Origin of the sequence: Paenibacillus vini (assembly GCF_018403325.1) — a bacterium.
Classification (GTDB): Bacteria; Bacillota; Bacilli; order Paenibacillales; family Paenibacillaceae; genus Fontibacillus; species Fontibacillus vini.
Genome location: NZ_BOSL01000006.1, coordinates 91,557 through 107,672 on the forward strand (window position 1 = coordinate 91,557; position 16,116 = coordinate 107,672).

Sequence of the window (16,116 nt, forward strand, 5' to 3'; positions counted from 1 at the left end):
TGATTAATAAGCGTCGCTTAACTCAAATCTTTATGGTCGCCATCATGTTCCTGTCGATTACCGTGAATGCGTTCATTGTTGCACCGAAACAAGCGCACGCCGCAAGTATTGGCACCGTGGATGAGAACGACACCATCTATCAAATCATGGTGGACAGGTTCCACGACGGTGATAAGTCGAACAATGCCACGGGAACTGCCATCCGGTATGCCGAGAACGGCGAGGAAGATTTCCGCTACATGAAGGGCGGGGATTGGCAGGGAGTTATTGATAAGCTTCCGTATATTCACAACATGGGCTATACGGCAATCTGGATTTCTCCTGTCGCCGAGCCGCAGATGACGAACCGGGACAATAACGGGACCGGCCGCAACACAGCTTATCACGGTTACAACGTGAAGGATCCCAACGCCGCGAATCCATACTTCGGTACGAAGGAAAAGCTGAAGGAACTCGTGGACAGCGCCCACGCGCTCGGCATCAAGGTCATCATCGACGTCGTGCCGAACCATGTCGGAGATTACATGCTCGGAACGCAAGCTTACTATGACATTCCGAGCCTGCAGCCGGCGGCTCCATTCAATAATCCTTCCTGGTATCATCACAACGGGGATATCAACTGGTCGCTCGTTGACGGCAACTACACGCAATGGGCCCAGGACTACATGGAGAATCACGACTTGGCCGGACTCGACGATATTGACTTCGACGTGCCTGCGGCCAAATCCGCCATCTTTAGTTCGATTAAAGGCTGGTTCGATTATACGGGAGCCGACGGAGCCCGCGTGGATGCGGCGAAGCTGATCAAGCCGACGGACATCGGCGAACTGCAGAACCTGCTCGGCGTGAATACGTTCGGGGAAAATTTCGACGGCAACGCGGAATTCGTCTCGCGCTGGGTAGGCCAGAACAAAGAATGGGGAATGCTCGACTTCCCGCTGTTCTTCTCGGTTCTGAACAGCTTTGCTTACGGTCAGTCTTTTGAATCCAACATCAAGAGCACATTGGCTCAGGACTCATACTATAACGGCAACGCCAATCATATGGTAACGTTCATCGACAACCACGACCGTAACCGGTTCTTAACCGAAGCGGGAGGAAGCGTCGAAAAATTACAAAACGCGCTGACCTTTATCTTTACGGTACGCGGTGTACCAGTGGTCTTCCAAGGCACCGAGCAGAACAAGGGGAACGGCAACGGCTCCATTATTACCGGAGGCATCGCCGATACGTGGAACCGCTGGTCGATGGTGAAGCGCGACGCCAACGGCAATGTCATTCAAGACTATTTCAACGAAAATACGAGCACCTATAAATATGTGGCGAAGCTAAATCAGATTCGCAAAAATTACGAGGCTCTGCGCAAAGGCACCCAGCGTGAAATGTGGTCGGCTCAGAACTTGTATGCTTTCTCCCGCCGCATGGATAACGGTGCCAACACGGGTCAAGAAGTCATTTCCGTCTTCAGTAACGCTTCCAGCGGTACGCAGACGGTGACGATCCCGCTTCGCGCCGAAAGCACGCTTGCTGTCGGAACTGTGCTGGTGAATCAGCTCAATACTTCCGACACGGTAACCGTGGCCTCCGGGGGAGTGACGGGCAAGCAGATTACGGTCAGCATCGGAGCCAACTCGTCCAAAATATATGCGAAGGCGCAATCGGATACGACAGCTCCGACAGTGCCGGGTAATGTCACGGCAACCGTTCAAAGCTCTACTAGCGTGAAGCTAACCTGGACGGCATCGAGCGACAATGTCGGGGTTACCGGCTATGAAGTTTACCGGGACGGCGTCAAGGTCGGAACGGCGAACGGCACTTCTTATATCGATAGCGGCCTGTCGGTAAATACGACATACTCCTATACGGTAAAGGCTTATGATGCGGCGGGCAACAAGTCCGTAGCCAGCTCGCCACCGGCAACGGTTAAGACGGGAGCACCGGACACGGAGGCGCCGAGCGTGCCGCAGAACGTGAGCGCTACTGCATCTTCGTCTTCTTCAGCAACCATTACATGGAGCGCGTCGAGTGACAATGTCGCCGTCACAGGCTATGAAGTTTACAGAAATGGGGTCAAGGTTGGAACTACGGCTACAACTTCTTATACGGATACGGGGCTAGCGGCAAGTACGTCTTACTCCTATACGGTGAAGGCTTACGATGCGGCGGGCAACTTGTCGGCGTTCAGTGCAGCAGCGCTTGTTACGACGGCAGCAGGCAATAATGTGACGATCTATTATAAACAAGGCTTTACGACACCGTATATTCATTATCGTCCGGCAGGAGGAACATGGACGACGGCTCCGGGCGTACCGATCCCAGCCTCAGAATATGCGGGCTATAACAAAATCACGATCAACATCGGTACGGCTACCCAGTTGGAAGCCTGCTTCAATAATGGCGCCGGAACGTGGGACAGCAACAATTCGCAAAACTATCTTTTCGGCGTGGGCACATGGACATACACCCCGACCGGCCATATCACAGCGGGAGGGCCAATCGTTGATGGGAACGCCCCGAGCGTGCCGCAAAACGTGAGCGCGACGGCATCCGGTACTTCAGCAACCGTAACGTGGACGGCGTCAACGGACGACGTGGCGGTGACCGGATACGAAGTGTACCGCAACGGAACGAAGGTCGGAACTACGGCTACAACAAGCTATAGTGATACTGGCTTGGCTGGAAACACAACTTACAATTACACGGTGAAGGCCTACGATGCGGCGGGTAATGTATCTGCTGAGAGCGCGGCCGCTACCGTCACGACTCAAGCGGGGAATACGGCTACGATCTACTACAAGAACGATTCGTTCTCCTCCAAATACATTCATTACAAACTGGACGGATCTACGACCTGGACGACGGCACCGGGCGTGCAAATGAGTTCTTCACCGTTCGCCGGCTACAGCGTCGCCGCGATTGATCTTGGCTCAGCTACGGGATTGACGGCAGCGTTCAATAACGGAGCGGGCTCGTGGGACAATAATGGAGGAAATAATTATCACTTTGGAAGCGGACCGTCGAGCCTGGTGAACGGGAATTTGAGCCCGGGCGAACCGCAAGCGGACAGTGTGACGTTCCGGGTATCAGTACCGACGAACACACCGATTGACAGTCCGGTGTATATCTCCGGCAGCTTTAACAGCTGGAATGCGGCCGATCCTGCATATCAGTTGACGAAGGAGAGCGACGGAACTTATAGCATTACGTTGAACTGGCCGACGGGGACGGCGGTTCAATACAAATTTACAAGGGGCTCATGGACAAGCGTAGAAGTTGGAGCCAATGGGGCTGACGTCAATAATCGGACGCTGAGCCCGTCCGGAGGCGCGCAGACCATCCCGGTTACCGTCGCTCGTTGGAAGGATTTATAGTAATAAAGGAAAGAAAGAGCCGGACAGGAGTCTCACTCCAGTCCGGCTTTTCTTTTGAGGGTTGATTCCCTTATATTAAGTTTTGGTTGAAGAAGTAAGGAAGGATAAGGAAGGTCAGGTTGGTTCATTACTTCGATCAGCATTCTGCCCGCCGTAGCGCCCAACTGGAATGTATCGATAAAAAGGCTTGTAAGCGGCGGATTCGTATGCGGCGAGAACGGGTAATCGTCAAAAGTCGCGATACCGATTTCACCGGGGATGGCTATACCCGCTTGTTGAATTGCCTTTAGCGCCCCAAAGGCGGAGTAATTGTTCATGCACACGAGCGAGTCCGGCGGATGATCGCTTCTTAGCAATTCCAGTACGGCTTGATAGCCGTGATTCTCATCGGCTACACCGTGAATGGTGCGGTCTTCCCGATACGGTATTCCGGCTTCCAGCAGGGCTTGCCTGTATCCTTGGTGGCGTTTGGTGAAGATTCTCTCTAACGGTTCCCCTCCGATAAAAGCGATGTCGCGATAGCCTTCATCAAGTAAATGACCGGTAAGCATCCGGCCCCCTTCGGCATTATCATAGTCCGCCCATGGTACAGGAAAGGAATGAAATTCACCGATCGTCACGAAAGGGAAGTCGAGGCTGTTCAATGTCTTGACCATATCTTCGCTCATAATAGCATTGTTAGCAATCAATCCGTCGATGCGGCCGCTACGGACAAGCCGGTTTATTACGTTACGTTCCGGGTCGTCCTGCTGCATATTGGCAATCGTCAATTCGTACTTCATCGGGCCGATGACGCTCTCGATACCGGATATGATATTAAGGAAGAACGGGTTCATATACTCGCTCTCCCGGGCCATATCAATGAGCATCCCTATATTATGACTACTCCGCTTAGCCAAGCGCGTTGCGATGCTGCTGGGTGTGTAGTTCATTTGCTCCATGATCTCCCGTACTCTGGTTTTGGTCTCCTTGGAGATCTTCGGAGAATCGTTAAGTACTTTCGATACGGTGGATTTCGCTACGTTGGCTGCCTTTGCAATATCTTGGATCGTAACTTTCATGAGCATTCCTCCCGGCATTAGGTTAGGGAAACCGGTTTCACAACAAAACATAAAAATTGAACCCGTTTAACCACAATATACCATATCCTGCATGGAACGACCATGAAGTTTCTCATGAAAGACATTTCCGTCCATGCTCAAGCGCCAACCTGGCAGGGCAAGCAGCCGGGTGTATGCACTGCTCGGCTTACCAGTCCAAGTAAATCCTTGATGACCCTAGTTTCCTTCCCATGACTGAAGAATCATAATGGCCGCTCCGGTGGCTACTGCCTCATCGGTAAGCACGCCCTGAGTAAAGATCGGGCTGTATTCCGGAAAGTGGTAAATGTTCTTCTTGGCGACCTCCAGCGAGACATCCAAGACCAGTTGATGCGCGCTGACGAGAGGCCCTCCTAAAATCACGTACTCCGGATGCAGGGCATTAATCAGGTTAGCCAGTCCAATCCCCAAGTAAGCTGCCGTTTCCTTAAATTGTTCCGTGACCAGAAGATCGCCTTGCGAAAGGGCGTCGACCAAGGTGGCAAAGTTGACCTGTTCCGGAGAAAGGCCGGACAGCAGGCTGCTGCGTCCTATTTTTAACTGCGTGCGGACACGCTCCTCAAGGGACGGTACCGACACGAATGCTTCCAATGCCCCGTAGTTGCCTTTGCCGCTAAGTCTTGGCCCGTTAGCCTGAATGATCATTTGGCCGACCGCCCCTTCGGTATCGACAGCACCCCGAAGAATTTGCCCGCCTGACATCATGGCCGAACGAATGGTAACCCCTGCGTGGACGTAGAGGGCGTGCTGGATGTTTTCGGTCCGGAGCGCCCAATGTTCACCGATTAGGGCCGTGTTTGCACCATTGTCGAGTTTGGCCGGAATCCCCAGCGACTCCCCCAGCATTTCGCAAATCGGGACGTTTGTCCAGGATGGAGCCGGGAACAATTCCGGTTCAAGAATGATTCCGTTCTTTTGATCCAGCGGGCCAACCGCGCCGATTCCTATGCCTAGAACGTCGCTAGTCGAAATTCCGTGCTCGGAGAGAAATCCCCGGGCTCCATTCGTGACATGTGAAACTAGCCGCTCGGGCGTCATAGTGCCGTCCATTTTCCAGCGGGTCACGGATATGGTATTGAGGTGCATGTCATATAAGCCGAGCGTGGAGTAAATGCGGGATATTTCCAAACCGAATATATAACGGTATTTCGGATTGGTCTGGAAAAGAATCGGCTTTCTCCCGCCGGTGGAACTGCCCAGTCCGGAGACAACGATCAAACCTTGTGAGGACATTTCATCCAGCAGGCGGGTCATGCTGCTGCTGGTCAAAGAAAAATGAGTCAACAAATCGGCCTTGGAGACGGTCCCGAGATAGGAAATCCGATCGTAAACCTGTTTTTTTATCGAAGAATTGGAATGAGGCATCATATGTACTTTCTCCATTTCCAAGTTAATTAGTCGGGATATCACAAGTATAACGGCATCAATAAGTTATTTCCAGCTAATATCATCAGAATAGTCGACATAATATCAAAATGGAATTTTCTCGGGCTAAAATCTATATTATATAGACCTATTATGAGGTTTTATCGGATTATTTACAATTGTAGGCTAAAACTTTAATCCAAAATGAAATTAATGTGCTATAATGCTAATAGCTTCTTATAGATGAGCATAACGAGACAATAGAGGGTGAAATGGGATGAACCATACGGTTACCCGGCAAATGAAACTAATCTTTAATATTTTTGGTGTCTTTCTGAAAATCGGTCCTTCCACTTTTGGGGGAGGATATGCGATGATCGCCACGATCGAACAGGAGATCGTTTGTAAGAGGCGATGGATGGATGAAAAGGAAATGGGAGACATGGTGTCCGTCTCGGGCTCAGCTCCCGGGGGAGTTGCGGTGAACTGCGCCGCATTTATCGGCTATCGTCTCGGAGGTGTACTGGGGGCGGTGGCTGCTGTAACGGCGATAACGCTGCCTACTTTTTTCATTGTTTTTCTGCTAAGTTTTCTTAGTGTCATTTTTAAAGATAACGCAAAGGTGGAAGCCGCGCTGAAAGGCATTCATGCCGCGGTCATTTCTTTAATTATTTTAGCAGCCTTCAAGATGTGGAAATCATCCGTTCTGGATACCGCCACGCTGATCATTGCGGCCTCTGCGGTAATTCTTCTGTTATTTACGGGAATTCATTCTTTCTATCTAATCCTTGGCGGTCCGATTGCCGGGATAGCTATCGTCTTGTTCAAGCGAAGTAAAGGGATGTTCGTAAAAACGGAAAAGGAGCAGACCGAAGAGAAACGGGAGTTGCATTTCCCGGAATACTACATCTGAAGGGTGATCATCGCATGTTGTGGCAGTTGTTTTTGGTTTTTATCAAGGTTGGGCTCATTTCGTTCGGAGGCGGCTATGCGGTAATGACGCTAATTCAGCGGGAGGTGGCAGGTAAAGGTTGGGTGGAGGCCGGAGAGTTTCAGGAGATCGTATCTTTGGCGGGAATGGCACCCGGCTCCATTGCGACGAATACCGCCACATTGATCGGATACTCGCAAAGCGGTTTTTTGGGGGCCGTGGCGGCCACGGTCGGCATCATTTTGCCATCTTTAATTATCGTAATTATTTTAACGGCTTCCTTCATAAGATTGCAGAACAATGATTTGGTCAAATCGTCGTTTTACGGATTGCGTCCGGTTGTGACGGGGTTAATTATTTACGCCGCGATCCACTTCGGTCTTAGCGGGCGGAGCGAATCTCTGTTGAGCTGGTCTATGGCCGGGACGCTGCTGATCTGTGCCGGGTGCCTCACCTTGGTGACCAAATACAAGGTCCATCCCTTTGGCGTAATTTTGCTGGCCGCTGTGGCAGGTATCGTTATTTTTTAAAAAAGCGTGAGCGTAGGGTCTCCACCCTTACACTCACGCTTTTTGCATTCAAATAGGTTTCCCGGCTTCCACTCGACTTCCACTCAGACGAAACAACCGGTGACATCACGCATGATGAATTCTCGGCATAGGCAACGGTTCTTTGCCGAGTTCGGCCCAAATGTATTTAAGCAGCAGCTCGCTTTTCAAGGATTCACATCCCGGTTCGCTCCATAAGTTATGAAGCTCTGCCGGGTCTTTCTGAAGATCGAAAATTTCCCCATAAGTCTGATTGTAGTAAACCGTAATTTTATACCGATTATCGACGTACGTCTTTTGATGAATTGTCGACGGCTCATGCCTGAATTCGCAAATAGCGTGGTCTCTCGCCAGTTCCTTGCTGCCAAGCCATACGTCTTTTTGGTCGACGCCGGTCATGGACGATGGAATCGGGAGATTGCAAAACGATAAGAAGGTCGGCGCCAAATCCACCAAGGACTGGATTGCGTTTGAGACTTTGCCGGCGGGTACCTGGTCAGGATAGCGGACGATAAACGGCAGCTTGATCAAGTCCTCATAATGGAATCCGCCCTTGGCCTGGAGACCGTGCTGACCGAAGAAGTGGCCATGATCGGTCGTGAAGACGACGAGCGTATTGTCGGACAGCCCCAGTTCATCCAGCTTATCGAGGATTTTGCCGATATATTTGTCCATCATGCTGATCATTCCGTAATAAACGGCGACCAGCTTCTTCTTGTCATATTCGGTTAATCTCGCTTTTTTTCCGTATTCGTAATAATGATGGGAACGGTAGCCGTGAATACCGAACCCCGTCTCCATCAGATGGGAGAAATCCGGATTCTCTTCCTGCGTTAAGCCAAAATGCGGAGGATTCTTGTCGTGCTCTCCAGGCACCAGGGCAGGAATGGTCAGGTTATCCGGATCGTACATCCTATCCCAAGGCTCAGGCACCAAATATTCGGGATGAGGATCGAAGAAGCTGGCCCATAAGAAGAAGGGCTCTCCGGATTTCTTATGCTCCTCAAGACGTGCATTGCTCCGCTCGGCGATCCAGGTGTTGTAGTGGTATTTCTCGGGGATCGGCCATTTGTACGTTTGCGCCGGGTCCATCGTTCCGGTTGGCGGAAGGAAATAATCCCTCCAATTGGTGCAGCCCTGTTCCTCCATCCATAGCGCGTAATGCTGGCCGATATGGGCTTCATTCGTATGGTTGCGGGCAAGCTCCACATGGTCGAAGCCATAGAAAGGCTCATTGAATCCCTTCCAATAATCCAAATCCTGCAAAATCGGATAAGCTTCCTTCGAAGGATATTCCGGCGTGGATTTCAATGGCTGGAAATGAGCTTTGCCGATCAGAGAGGTCTTGTACCCCGCTTCGCTGAAATCCTCTCCGACGGTATGACGGTCCTCCAGAAGCTTCGTCCCCAGCGTCCATGCTCCGTGCTGGCTCGGATACATCCCTGTAACGATGGAGGACCGGCTCGGGGTACAGGTCGGATTCGGGCAATAGGCCCTTCCGAATGTCGTTCCTTGCCGGGCCAGCCGATCCAAGTTCGGCGTGGATATTTCGGGATTGAACGCACCGATCGTATTCCAATGCTGTTGATCGCTTGTGATTAGTAAAATGTTAGGTCTACTGGACAATTTCAATCGCCTCCTATTATGATAATATTGTAATGTAAACGATTTATAAATAGCTTAGTGTTAGATTGAAATTGTCATTTTGTTATATTTAAGGAGGGGGATTATGTCTCAGGCGGTATGGAATGTGCAGGAATATGATTACGAATACGCCGAGTTTATCTATTACACGCCCGGAGATTTGGATCGGGAGGGACAGCTATGGCCTGTTCGAGCGGGCCGTAGTCTCGCTAAGCCTAATTACAAGGTGGGTCCGAAAAGAATTGAATGCTACAGCCTTCATTTTGTACTGGAAGGGAAGATCAGCTTCGAATATGAGGATCAGCAGGTGGAATTGCAGAAGGATGATTTGTTCTGCCTTTTCCCGGGACAGACTTACCATTACTATTTGCTTCCTTCGGAACAGCCTTTGCGTATGAACTGGCTGGCTCTGGACGGAGGCCGGGTCATGCCCCTGCTGAAGCTTGCCGGAATTACACCGGATCGGCCGTTTGTAAACGACAAAATGACGCCGCCGCTTAAGGATGCATTGGACCGCATGCTCGGCGCGATGGCGCGATTCGAGCGGTGGAATCCGGCGGTTTCACTGGAGCTCCAGGGATTGGCCTGCGAATTGTTGGCCGGTCTGATGACGGAATCGCCCGCTATACATGCTTCGGAACCTTCCGGCTGGATTCGCGAATGCATGGATTTTATGGAGCTTCACGCTACCGAGGGGATATCGGTTCAGCAGGTCGCGGCGTTTGCCGGCGTTCATCGTTCCTATTTTTCCTCTGCTTTTACCAATCAGGTCGGTGTCTCCCCGCAAAAATATATTCAGAACATCCGCATGGAGAAGGCCAGGCGACTGTTGGTCGAAACCGATGCGAGCGTGACGGAAATCGCTTTATCGCTCGGTTATCCGAACCTGTATACGTTCACGCGGGCGTTCAAGTCCTTTTACAAGAAGCCGCCGCTATACGTTCGTTCGGCCAGCAGCGGCTGAAGAGTGAATCGCTTTTTTGACAGCGCTTACTTTATGTGATTTTCCCTGAGACTTTATAAAGGAGGAGCTAACTTGAAATTGTCATCTCTATTCAACAAGATTTCGCCGAAGCTTGGCATTCAGGGGAAAATATTTCTTGCCTTCGGGCTGCTCAGCCTTCTCTCCATCGTGACCATTGCCTCGATTGTCTACATGAACATGCGCGAGACGATCAAGCATAACGCCGTCACTTCTGTCGCGGACAGTATCCGCCAAGCCGATGAATCGCTCAACCTCATGCTGGAGGAGATCGATCGTCTGAACACGGTCGCAGTTACGAACAAGAACACGGTGATCGATACGGTGCTAAGCCCCAGTGAAGAAATCAGCTACGAATGGTTTCAGGAGCAGAAGAGGCTTACCGAGTTTCTATCGGGACTGTTCTCTTACAAGCCTTATATATCCCGGATAGCGGTTATCGGATTAAACGGCAAAGTATTCTTTACGGGCAGTCCGTGGATCGACCGCAGTTTTCTGGACACGAAGACGATGGAATTCATGTTGAGCAACGGAGAACGCCATGCCTATTTCAAGCAAAAAGGCACCTCGGACGCCATTTCCGTCGGGCGGGTCATTCGGTATAACCGGGAGACGATCGGCGTGGTGATGGTGGATTTGAAGTATGATTTCATCCGCAATACGTACGGCGTGAAACCGACTGCCGACAGCATCCTCTATGTCCTGGACGAACAAGGGGAGCTTGTGTACCAGTCCGATTCCGCCCCGTCCTCGGTCTCGCCGCAAATGCAGCAAGTCATTGATGGGAATGCGGGAACGTTCCAAGGAGCTAAGGAGCAAAAGATCGATGGAAAATCCTATATCGTCGTAACCCAACGCTCCGAGCATACCGGCTGGGTTACCCGGGCGCTTGTCCCCCTTGACTCACTGCTGAGCGAGTCCGTCCGAATCCGTAACCTGATGATCGAGGTCTCGGTCATTGTCTTCGCCGTGGTTCTGCTCGGGTCGCTGCAAATGTCTTCGCGTACGACCCTGCAAATCAGGCGGTTAAAAACGATGATGATGCGGGTCAAGGACGGAAATCTGTCTTTTCCGAAAACGGAAATCAAAACGAAGGACGAGATCGGCGATCTGTACCGGGTGTTCATTAGCATGATCGATGATTTAAAGCGTTTGATGCAGGACATCCGGATCAGCGAGCAGGCGAAGCACGAGGCGGAGCTGACGGCGCTGCAGGCGCAGATCCGCCCCCATTTTCTCTACAATTCGCTTAATACGATCAAGTACCTGGCCCATTTGAACGGAGTACCGAATATCGAAGAGGTATCCGGCTCCTTAATCGAACTCATGCGAAGCGTGCTTGGCAATTCCAACGAGTTCCTGACAGTCAGGGAGGAGCTGGATTATGTGAACTGTTATGTCTCCATCGTGAAGTATAAGTACATGGAACCGATTCCTGTCCATATCGAGGTTGAGGATGACGCTTTACTGGAATGCCGGGTATTGAAGCTAATGCTTCAGCCGATCGTGGAAAATGCGATCCAGCACGGAATAGGCTTGGCCGCGAAGGGCGGATTCATTCTCATCCGGGTGTACGGGGAAAGAAGGGACTTAATGATTGAAATTGTGGATAACGGGCCGGGAATATCCAAGGAGAAAATCGATTCCATTCTGGGGGATGCCGGCAAGAATGAGAGCCCGTCCCGCTTTAGCGGCATGGGTGTGCGCAACGTGCATGAAAGAATCCGGATCATGTACGGGGAGCCCTACGGAATTCAGCTGTTCAGTGAAGAAGGGCTGTACACCAAGGTTGTAATCCGGTTCCCTCAAATAGATCAGGTCCAACAATCTCCAAGGGAGGCGAGCTAGCAGATGCTTCAAGTAATGTTAGTAGATGACGAACCGCTGGTGCATCACCATTTGGGGGCGATGTCGGATTGGAAGAGCCATGGTTTTGAATTAAGCGGTGAAGCGTACAGCGGGTCTATGGCTCTTCAGGCTATGGAACAATCGCAGCCGGATATTGCCATCATTGATGTAAACATGCCCGGCATGAACGGAGTGGAGCTTCAGCGGACGATCCGGGAACATTATCCGGCCGTAAAGACGATTATGCTCAGCAGCTATGATGACTATGATTATGTGCGCGAATGCCTTAGAAACGGAGCCGTCGATTACTTGCTCAAACACCGCCTGGATGAACAATCCCTGATCACCATTCTGAAAAAAGCGGAGCAGGAGCTGCAGGAAGAAGCCAAGCAGCTTGGTTCCAGGGTGGCAGGCGGAGAAGCGGACGAGGGGAAAGGGATGGAATCTGTGCGCGAATCGGTAGCTCAGATGCTTATCGGCGTGCCGGGCGCTGCGCAAACGCTGGAGGAGGACATCCGGCAGAGTCGGCTATTTGCCAATTCGGTGCGGTTTGCGGCAGCCGCGGTCCAAATCGTCCCGTTCCGGCTTCTGACAGAATCGCGCAGCGATATGCAGATCAACCGTCTGGTCCGCCAAGCCGTGGAACTCGTACAGCAGAGTCTTGGAGATCCCGCTGAGCGGATGGCGGTATATGTGGAGAACGGCCGCCTGGGCGTGGTGTTTGCCTTCAAGGAGCGCAGCGAACAAGCCGCCGCCAGTGAAGCTGCAAGGCTCATGAGCAATGTCAGCCATTCGCTGGAGCTGTTCCTGAATTTGAAATGTATTTATGCAGTCGGGCATATTTGCGGCAGTATGTCCAAGCTCGAAGCCAGTTACCGCGGGGCGGAGCGGTCCATCGATGCGTCCTCCTCCTCCTTGAAGGAGGAGGACCGCGGTTCAAGCAGCCCGCGTCTTTCGTTGACCATTGAGGAACAGAAGCAGCTTCTTCTATCTATTGAAAGACTTGATAAGGAAGAGGTACATCGGTTGATCTCCGCCGTCTTTACCTCCATTCGGAAGCTGCCGCTTCATTCGCAAAGCGTCCAGATGGTCGTCAGCGAATTACTCTCGATCGGAGAGAAGACCGTGCCTATGGACGATGCCGCGGCGGTCGGATTACCTTCCCGGGAAGAGTTGGAGAATATCGGAAGCATGGCGGAAATCGAACAATGGCTCCTTACTTACTTTGAGAGCTTACTGGACCGGCTTCGCGAGCGTCAGGCATCCGGTCCATATTCAAGGCATGTCTCCCAAGCGATCATGCTCATTCTGGAACGGTATCAAAGCTACATTACGCTGGAGCTGGCAGCGGGGGCAATCGGGCTGAATACTTCTTATTTGAGCCGGATTTTCAAGGAAGAGACCCGGATGACCTTCTCCGAATATGTGAATCGGGTTCGCATTGACGCAAGCTGCAAGCTGCTGGAGAGCGGGCGGTTTACAGTTAAACAAATCAGCAGCCAGGTAGGCTTCACCACATATAACTACTTTTTCAAAGTGTTCAAGGAATCCACCGGCATGACGCCGCATGCTTATATGAGCCGGCCGGCCCGGGTGAGTAAATCCGTAAAATAAGTATAGTAAATAGTCAAATATGTAGAATTTGCAGTTCGAGCGGCTGAACTATAATGGGAACACATCAAAGGAAACGCTTACAACACGAGGCAAGGAACTAGATGAAGGAGGTCGTATTCGTAATGCAAAGACAATGGAGAAGAACGGCGATGAGCTTGATGATTATTGCCGCTCTGGCGCTCGGGGGCTGCAGCTCGGGCAACAATGGCAACAATGGCAACAAAGCTGCTGAGCCATCCAAGGGGACGGGAAATCAGACGGTAAGTAAAGATGGGTTCCCGATTGTACAGGAGCCGGTGAAGCTGAAAATGTTCACCCGGATCGCTCCGGTCAACGGACCTTTCAAGGAGATGCCGGTATTTCAGGATTACGAAAAAATGAGCAACGTCCAGATGGAATTCATTGAAGCGCCGACAGACGGATTCCCGGAGAAGAAAAACTTGCTCTTCGCATCCAATGAGTTGCCTGACATCATGTACCGCTCGAATATTACTCCATTGGAAGCCGTGCGTTACGGAGCCGGCGGGCAACTGATTCCATTGGAAGATTTGATTAAGGACTATGCACCGAATCTTAACAAACTGATGGAAGAGTATCCTGAAATTCGCGCATCGATCACTACGCCAGAAGGTCACATTTATACGATTCCCGGCATTGTTACGCTGGATTCGGCCCGGACAGACAAGAGATGGATTAATACGGCCTGGCTGGAAAAGTTGAACCTGAAGGTGCCCGAAACTCTTGATGAGTTGTATGATGTGCTGGTTGCTTTCCGCGATCAGGATCCGAACGGAAACGGACAGAAGGATGAAATTCCTATGACCTCTCGTGTGGTTGGACTTCCTATTGTGGCTGCTTTCAGCGGATCGTTCGGTCTTGACCTTCAATTCGGCTATAACGTCAACATTGCAGACGACAAGGTCGAAATCTGGATGGGAAGCGAGCGCAACAAAGAACTGCTTATGTACCTGAACAAGCTGTATGCGGAAAATCTGCTGGATCATGAAGTATTCTCTCAAACCGAAGCCCAATATTTGGCGAAACAAGGTTCCGGCAATACAGGGATATTCTTTGACCAGACGAATAATAACTTCCTGCCGATTTCCGATCAATATACCGGTATCGCACCGTTTGAAGGACCGCATGGCGATCGACTGCAAAGCCAAAACGCTCCGGTTCCGCGCGACCAAGGTGCATTTGCCATCACTTCGGTCAATAAATATCCTGAAGTGTCCATGCGTTGGATCGACTATTTCTTTAGCGACGAAGGCTCGACCCTGCTTAGATTCGGCCGGGAAGGCGAGCACTACGAGCTGGTAGATGGAATTCCAACCTACAAGCCTGAGTTCTCGACGGCTGAGACTCAACCGAAGCTTACGCCATATGCCGGCGGAGGCGCGCCTCACCTGATCAGTGAATACGTCGGTTCGTACATCAATCCTCCGCAAGTTCAGGAAGCGCAAAAGGCGCTGGACCCGTACATGCCGAAAATCCGTTATGCGGCTCCGATGTTTGACGAAGCAACAGCTCAAAAGGTGAATATGCTCCGCAATGATATCGACAAGTATTATGAAGAACAAAGCACAAAATTCATTGCAGGTTCATTGAGCTTCGACAAGTGGGATGAATTCCAGTCCACTTTGAAAAAGATGAACATTGAAGAGCTTCAGCAAATTTATCAAGACGCATATGACAAGATGGCTAAATAAGGCAGATCCTCTATGGGATAGGAGTGGATGTTCATGAAGAACGCAGAAATCCATGAGACTGCCGCGGCGCCCCAGTTCCGACCGGAACGGGGCAGCCGCCTTATCCGGCAGATCGCCAAGAGATACGATTTGTATCTCATGCTGCTTTTGCCGATCGCATGGTATTTGCTGTTTCATTACGGCCCGCTTTACGGGCTGCAGATTGCATTTAAAAATTTCGCCCCGGGCAAGGGAATCCTTGGCAGTAGTTGGGTGGGGCTCGAGCATTTCAAGCGTTTTTTCGATTCTTACTATTTCGGGCGATTGCTCTGGAACACACTGTCCATCAATCTGATTTCTTTACTGGTTGCTTTCCCGATCCCGATTATGCTGGCATTACTCATTAACGAGATTCGCAGCAAAACATACAGCAAATTGCTGCAAAACATTACCTACATCCCGCACTTTATTTCGGTTGTAGTTATCGTAGGAATTTTAACCGTGTTCCTCTCGCCTACCGGCCCGATCAATACACTGATTCAGGCTTTGGGAGGATCGCCGACCCGCTTCATGGAATCGGCAGGCTGGTTCAAGACGATTTTTATCGGCTCGAACATTTGGCAAAACATGGGCTGGCAATCGATCATTTACATCGCGGGGCTTAGCGGTATCAATCCGCAGCTGTACGAAGCGGCCAAGATGGACGGAGCTTCCCGCATGCGGCGCATTTGGCACGTCTCTCTGCCAGGGATCGTTCCTGTCATCGTCATTTTGCTCATTCTGGACATCGGCCAATTCATGAACATCGGCTTCGAGAAAATATTACTCATGCAAAACAACTTGAACCTCGAAGCGAGCGACGTCATTTCCACCTTCGTGTACACCACCGGGATTTTGAAGGGAGAATACAGTTACACCGCTGCAATTGGGCTATTCAACTCCTTGATTAACCTGACGCTGCTGCTGATGGTGAACCGGTTCGCACGGAAAACGTCGGAGACGAGCCTTTGGTAATGGAGGAGGAG

General features: G+C 51.0%; 11 protein-coding genes and 1 pseudogene. 9 read left to right on the forward strand and 3 right to left on the reverse strand.

Annotation, left to right across the window (positions count from 1 at the left end; translation table 11 throughout):
• Window positions 1-146: 146 nt before the first annotated feature.
• A pseudogene (locus KJS57_RS26835) lies at window positions 147-1,175 on the forward strand (alpha-amylase family glycosyl hydrolase); the annotation flags it as partial.
• A complete protein-coding gene (locus tag KJS57_RS26840; RefSeq protein ID WP_505870896.1) occupies window positions 1,158-3,371 on the forward strand; it encodes a carbohydrate binding domain-containing protein in 2,214 nt (737 codons plus the stop codon). The pseudogene KJS57_RS26835 and the gene KJS57_RS26840, both read left to right, overlap by 18 nt.
• 32 nt (window positions 3,372-3,403) lie before the next feature.
• Here the strand turns inward: KJS57_RS26840 and KJS57_RS11015 are convergent, their stop codons facing one another.
• Together KJS57_RS11015 and KJS57_RS11020 are read right to left on the reverse strand one after the other, a co-directional pair.
• The gene (locus KJS57_RS11015; RefSeq protein ID WP_213654812.1) at window positions 3,404-4,432 is read right to left on the reverse strand and encodes a LacI family DNA-binding transcriptional regulator; all 1,029 of its coding nucleotides are present in this window, start codon (window positions 4,430-4,432) and stop codon (window positions 3,404-3,406) included.
• 216 nt (window positions 4,433-4,648) lie between these two features.
• Window positions 4,649-5,839 carry an ROK family protein gene (locus KJS57_RS11020; protein WP_213654813.1) on the reverse strand — a complete coding sequence of 397 codons (1,191 nt, stop codon included), beginning with the start codon at window positions 5,837-5,839 and terminating at the stop codon, window positions 4,649-4,651.
• A 274-nt stretch (window positions 5,840-6,113) separates the two neighbouring features.
• Between KJS57_RS11020 and KJS57_RS11025 the strand changes: the two genes are divergently transcribed.
• Both KJS57_RS11025 and KJS57_RS11030 read left to right on the forward strand, forming a co-directional pair.
• Window positions 6,114-6,749: a chromate transporter gene (locus KJS57_RS11025; protein ID WP_211021115.1), complete on the forward strand. Its 636-nt coding sequence runs from the start codon at window positions 6,114-6,116 to the stop codon at window positions 6,747-6,749.
• Window positions 6,750-6,763: 14 nt separating this feature from the next.
• A complete protein-coding gene (locus tag KJS57_RS11030; RefSeq protein ID WP_211021116.1) occupies window positions 6,764-7,297 on the forward strand; it encodes a chromate transporter in 534 nt (177 codons plus the stop codon).
• Window positions 7,298-7,402: 105 nt separating this feature from the next.
• On the opposite strand, the gene KJS57_RS11035 is transcribed toward KJS57_RS11030, so the two are convergent.
• Entirely contained in the window at window positions 7,403-8,941 is a 1,539-nt protein-coding gene (locus KJS57_RS11035; RefSeq protein ID WP_213654814.1) for a sulfatase family protein, read from the reverse strand.
• Window positions 8,942-9,044: 103 nt separating this feature from the next.
• Between KJS57_RS11035 and KJS57_RS11040 the strand changes: the two genes are divergently transcribed.
• The 5 genes from KJS57_RS11040 to KJS57_RS11060 all read left to right on the forward strand — a co-directional run bounded on the left by KJS57_RS11040 (window position 9,045) and on the right by KJS57_RS11060 (window position 16,105).
• On the forward strand, window positions 9,045-9,923 hold the full coding sequence (locus KJS57_RS11040) for a helix-turn-helix transcriptional regulator (protein WP_306434217.1): 879 nt from the start codon (window positions 9,045-9,047) through the stop codon (window positions 9,921-9,923).
• 72 nt (window positions 9,924-9,995) lie between these two features.
• Window positions 9,996-11,789 (forward strand): sensor histidine kinase, encoded by a 1,794-nt coding sequence (locus KJS57_RS11045; protein ID WP_213654815.1) that lies wholly within the window; start codon window positions 9,996-9,998, stop codon window positions 11,787-11,789.
• 3 nt (window positions 11,790-11,792) lie between these two features.
• Window positions 11,793-13,403 carry a response regulator transcription factor gene (locus KJS57_RS11050; protein WP_213654816.1) on the forward strand — a complete coding sequence of 537 codons (1,611 nt, stop codon included), beginning with the start codon at window positions 11,793-11,795 and terminating at the stop codon, window positions 13,401-13,403.
• Window positions 13,404-13,525: 122 nt separating this feature from the next.
• The gene (locus KJS57_RS11055; RefSeq protein ID WP_211021119.1) at window positions 13,526-15,112 is read left to right on the forward strand and encodes an extracellular solute-binding protein; all 1,587 of its coding nucleotides are present in this window, start codon (window positions 13,526-13,528) and stop codon (window positions 15,110-15,112) included.
• Window positions 15,113-15,145: 33 nt separating this feature from the next.
• A complete protein-coding gene (locus KJS57_RS11060) occupies window positions 15,146-16,105 on the forward strand; it encodes an ABC transporter permease (protein WP_213654817.1) in 960 nt (319 codons plus the stop codon).
• Window positions 16,106-16,116 lie beyond the last annotated feature (11 nt).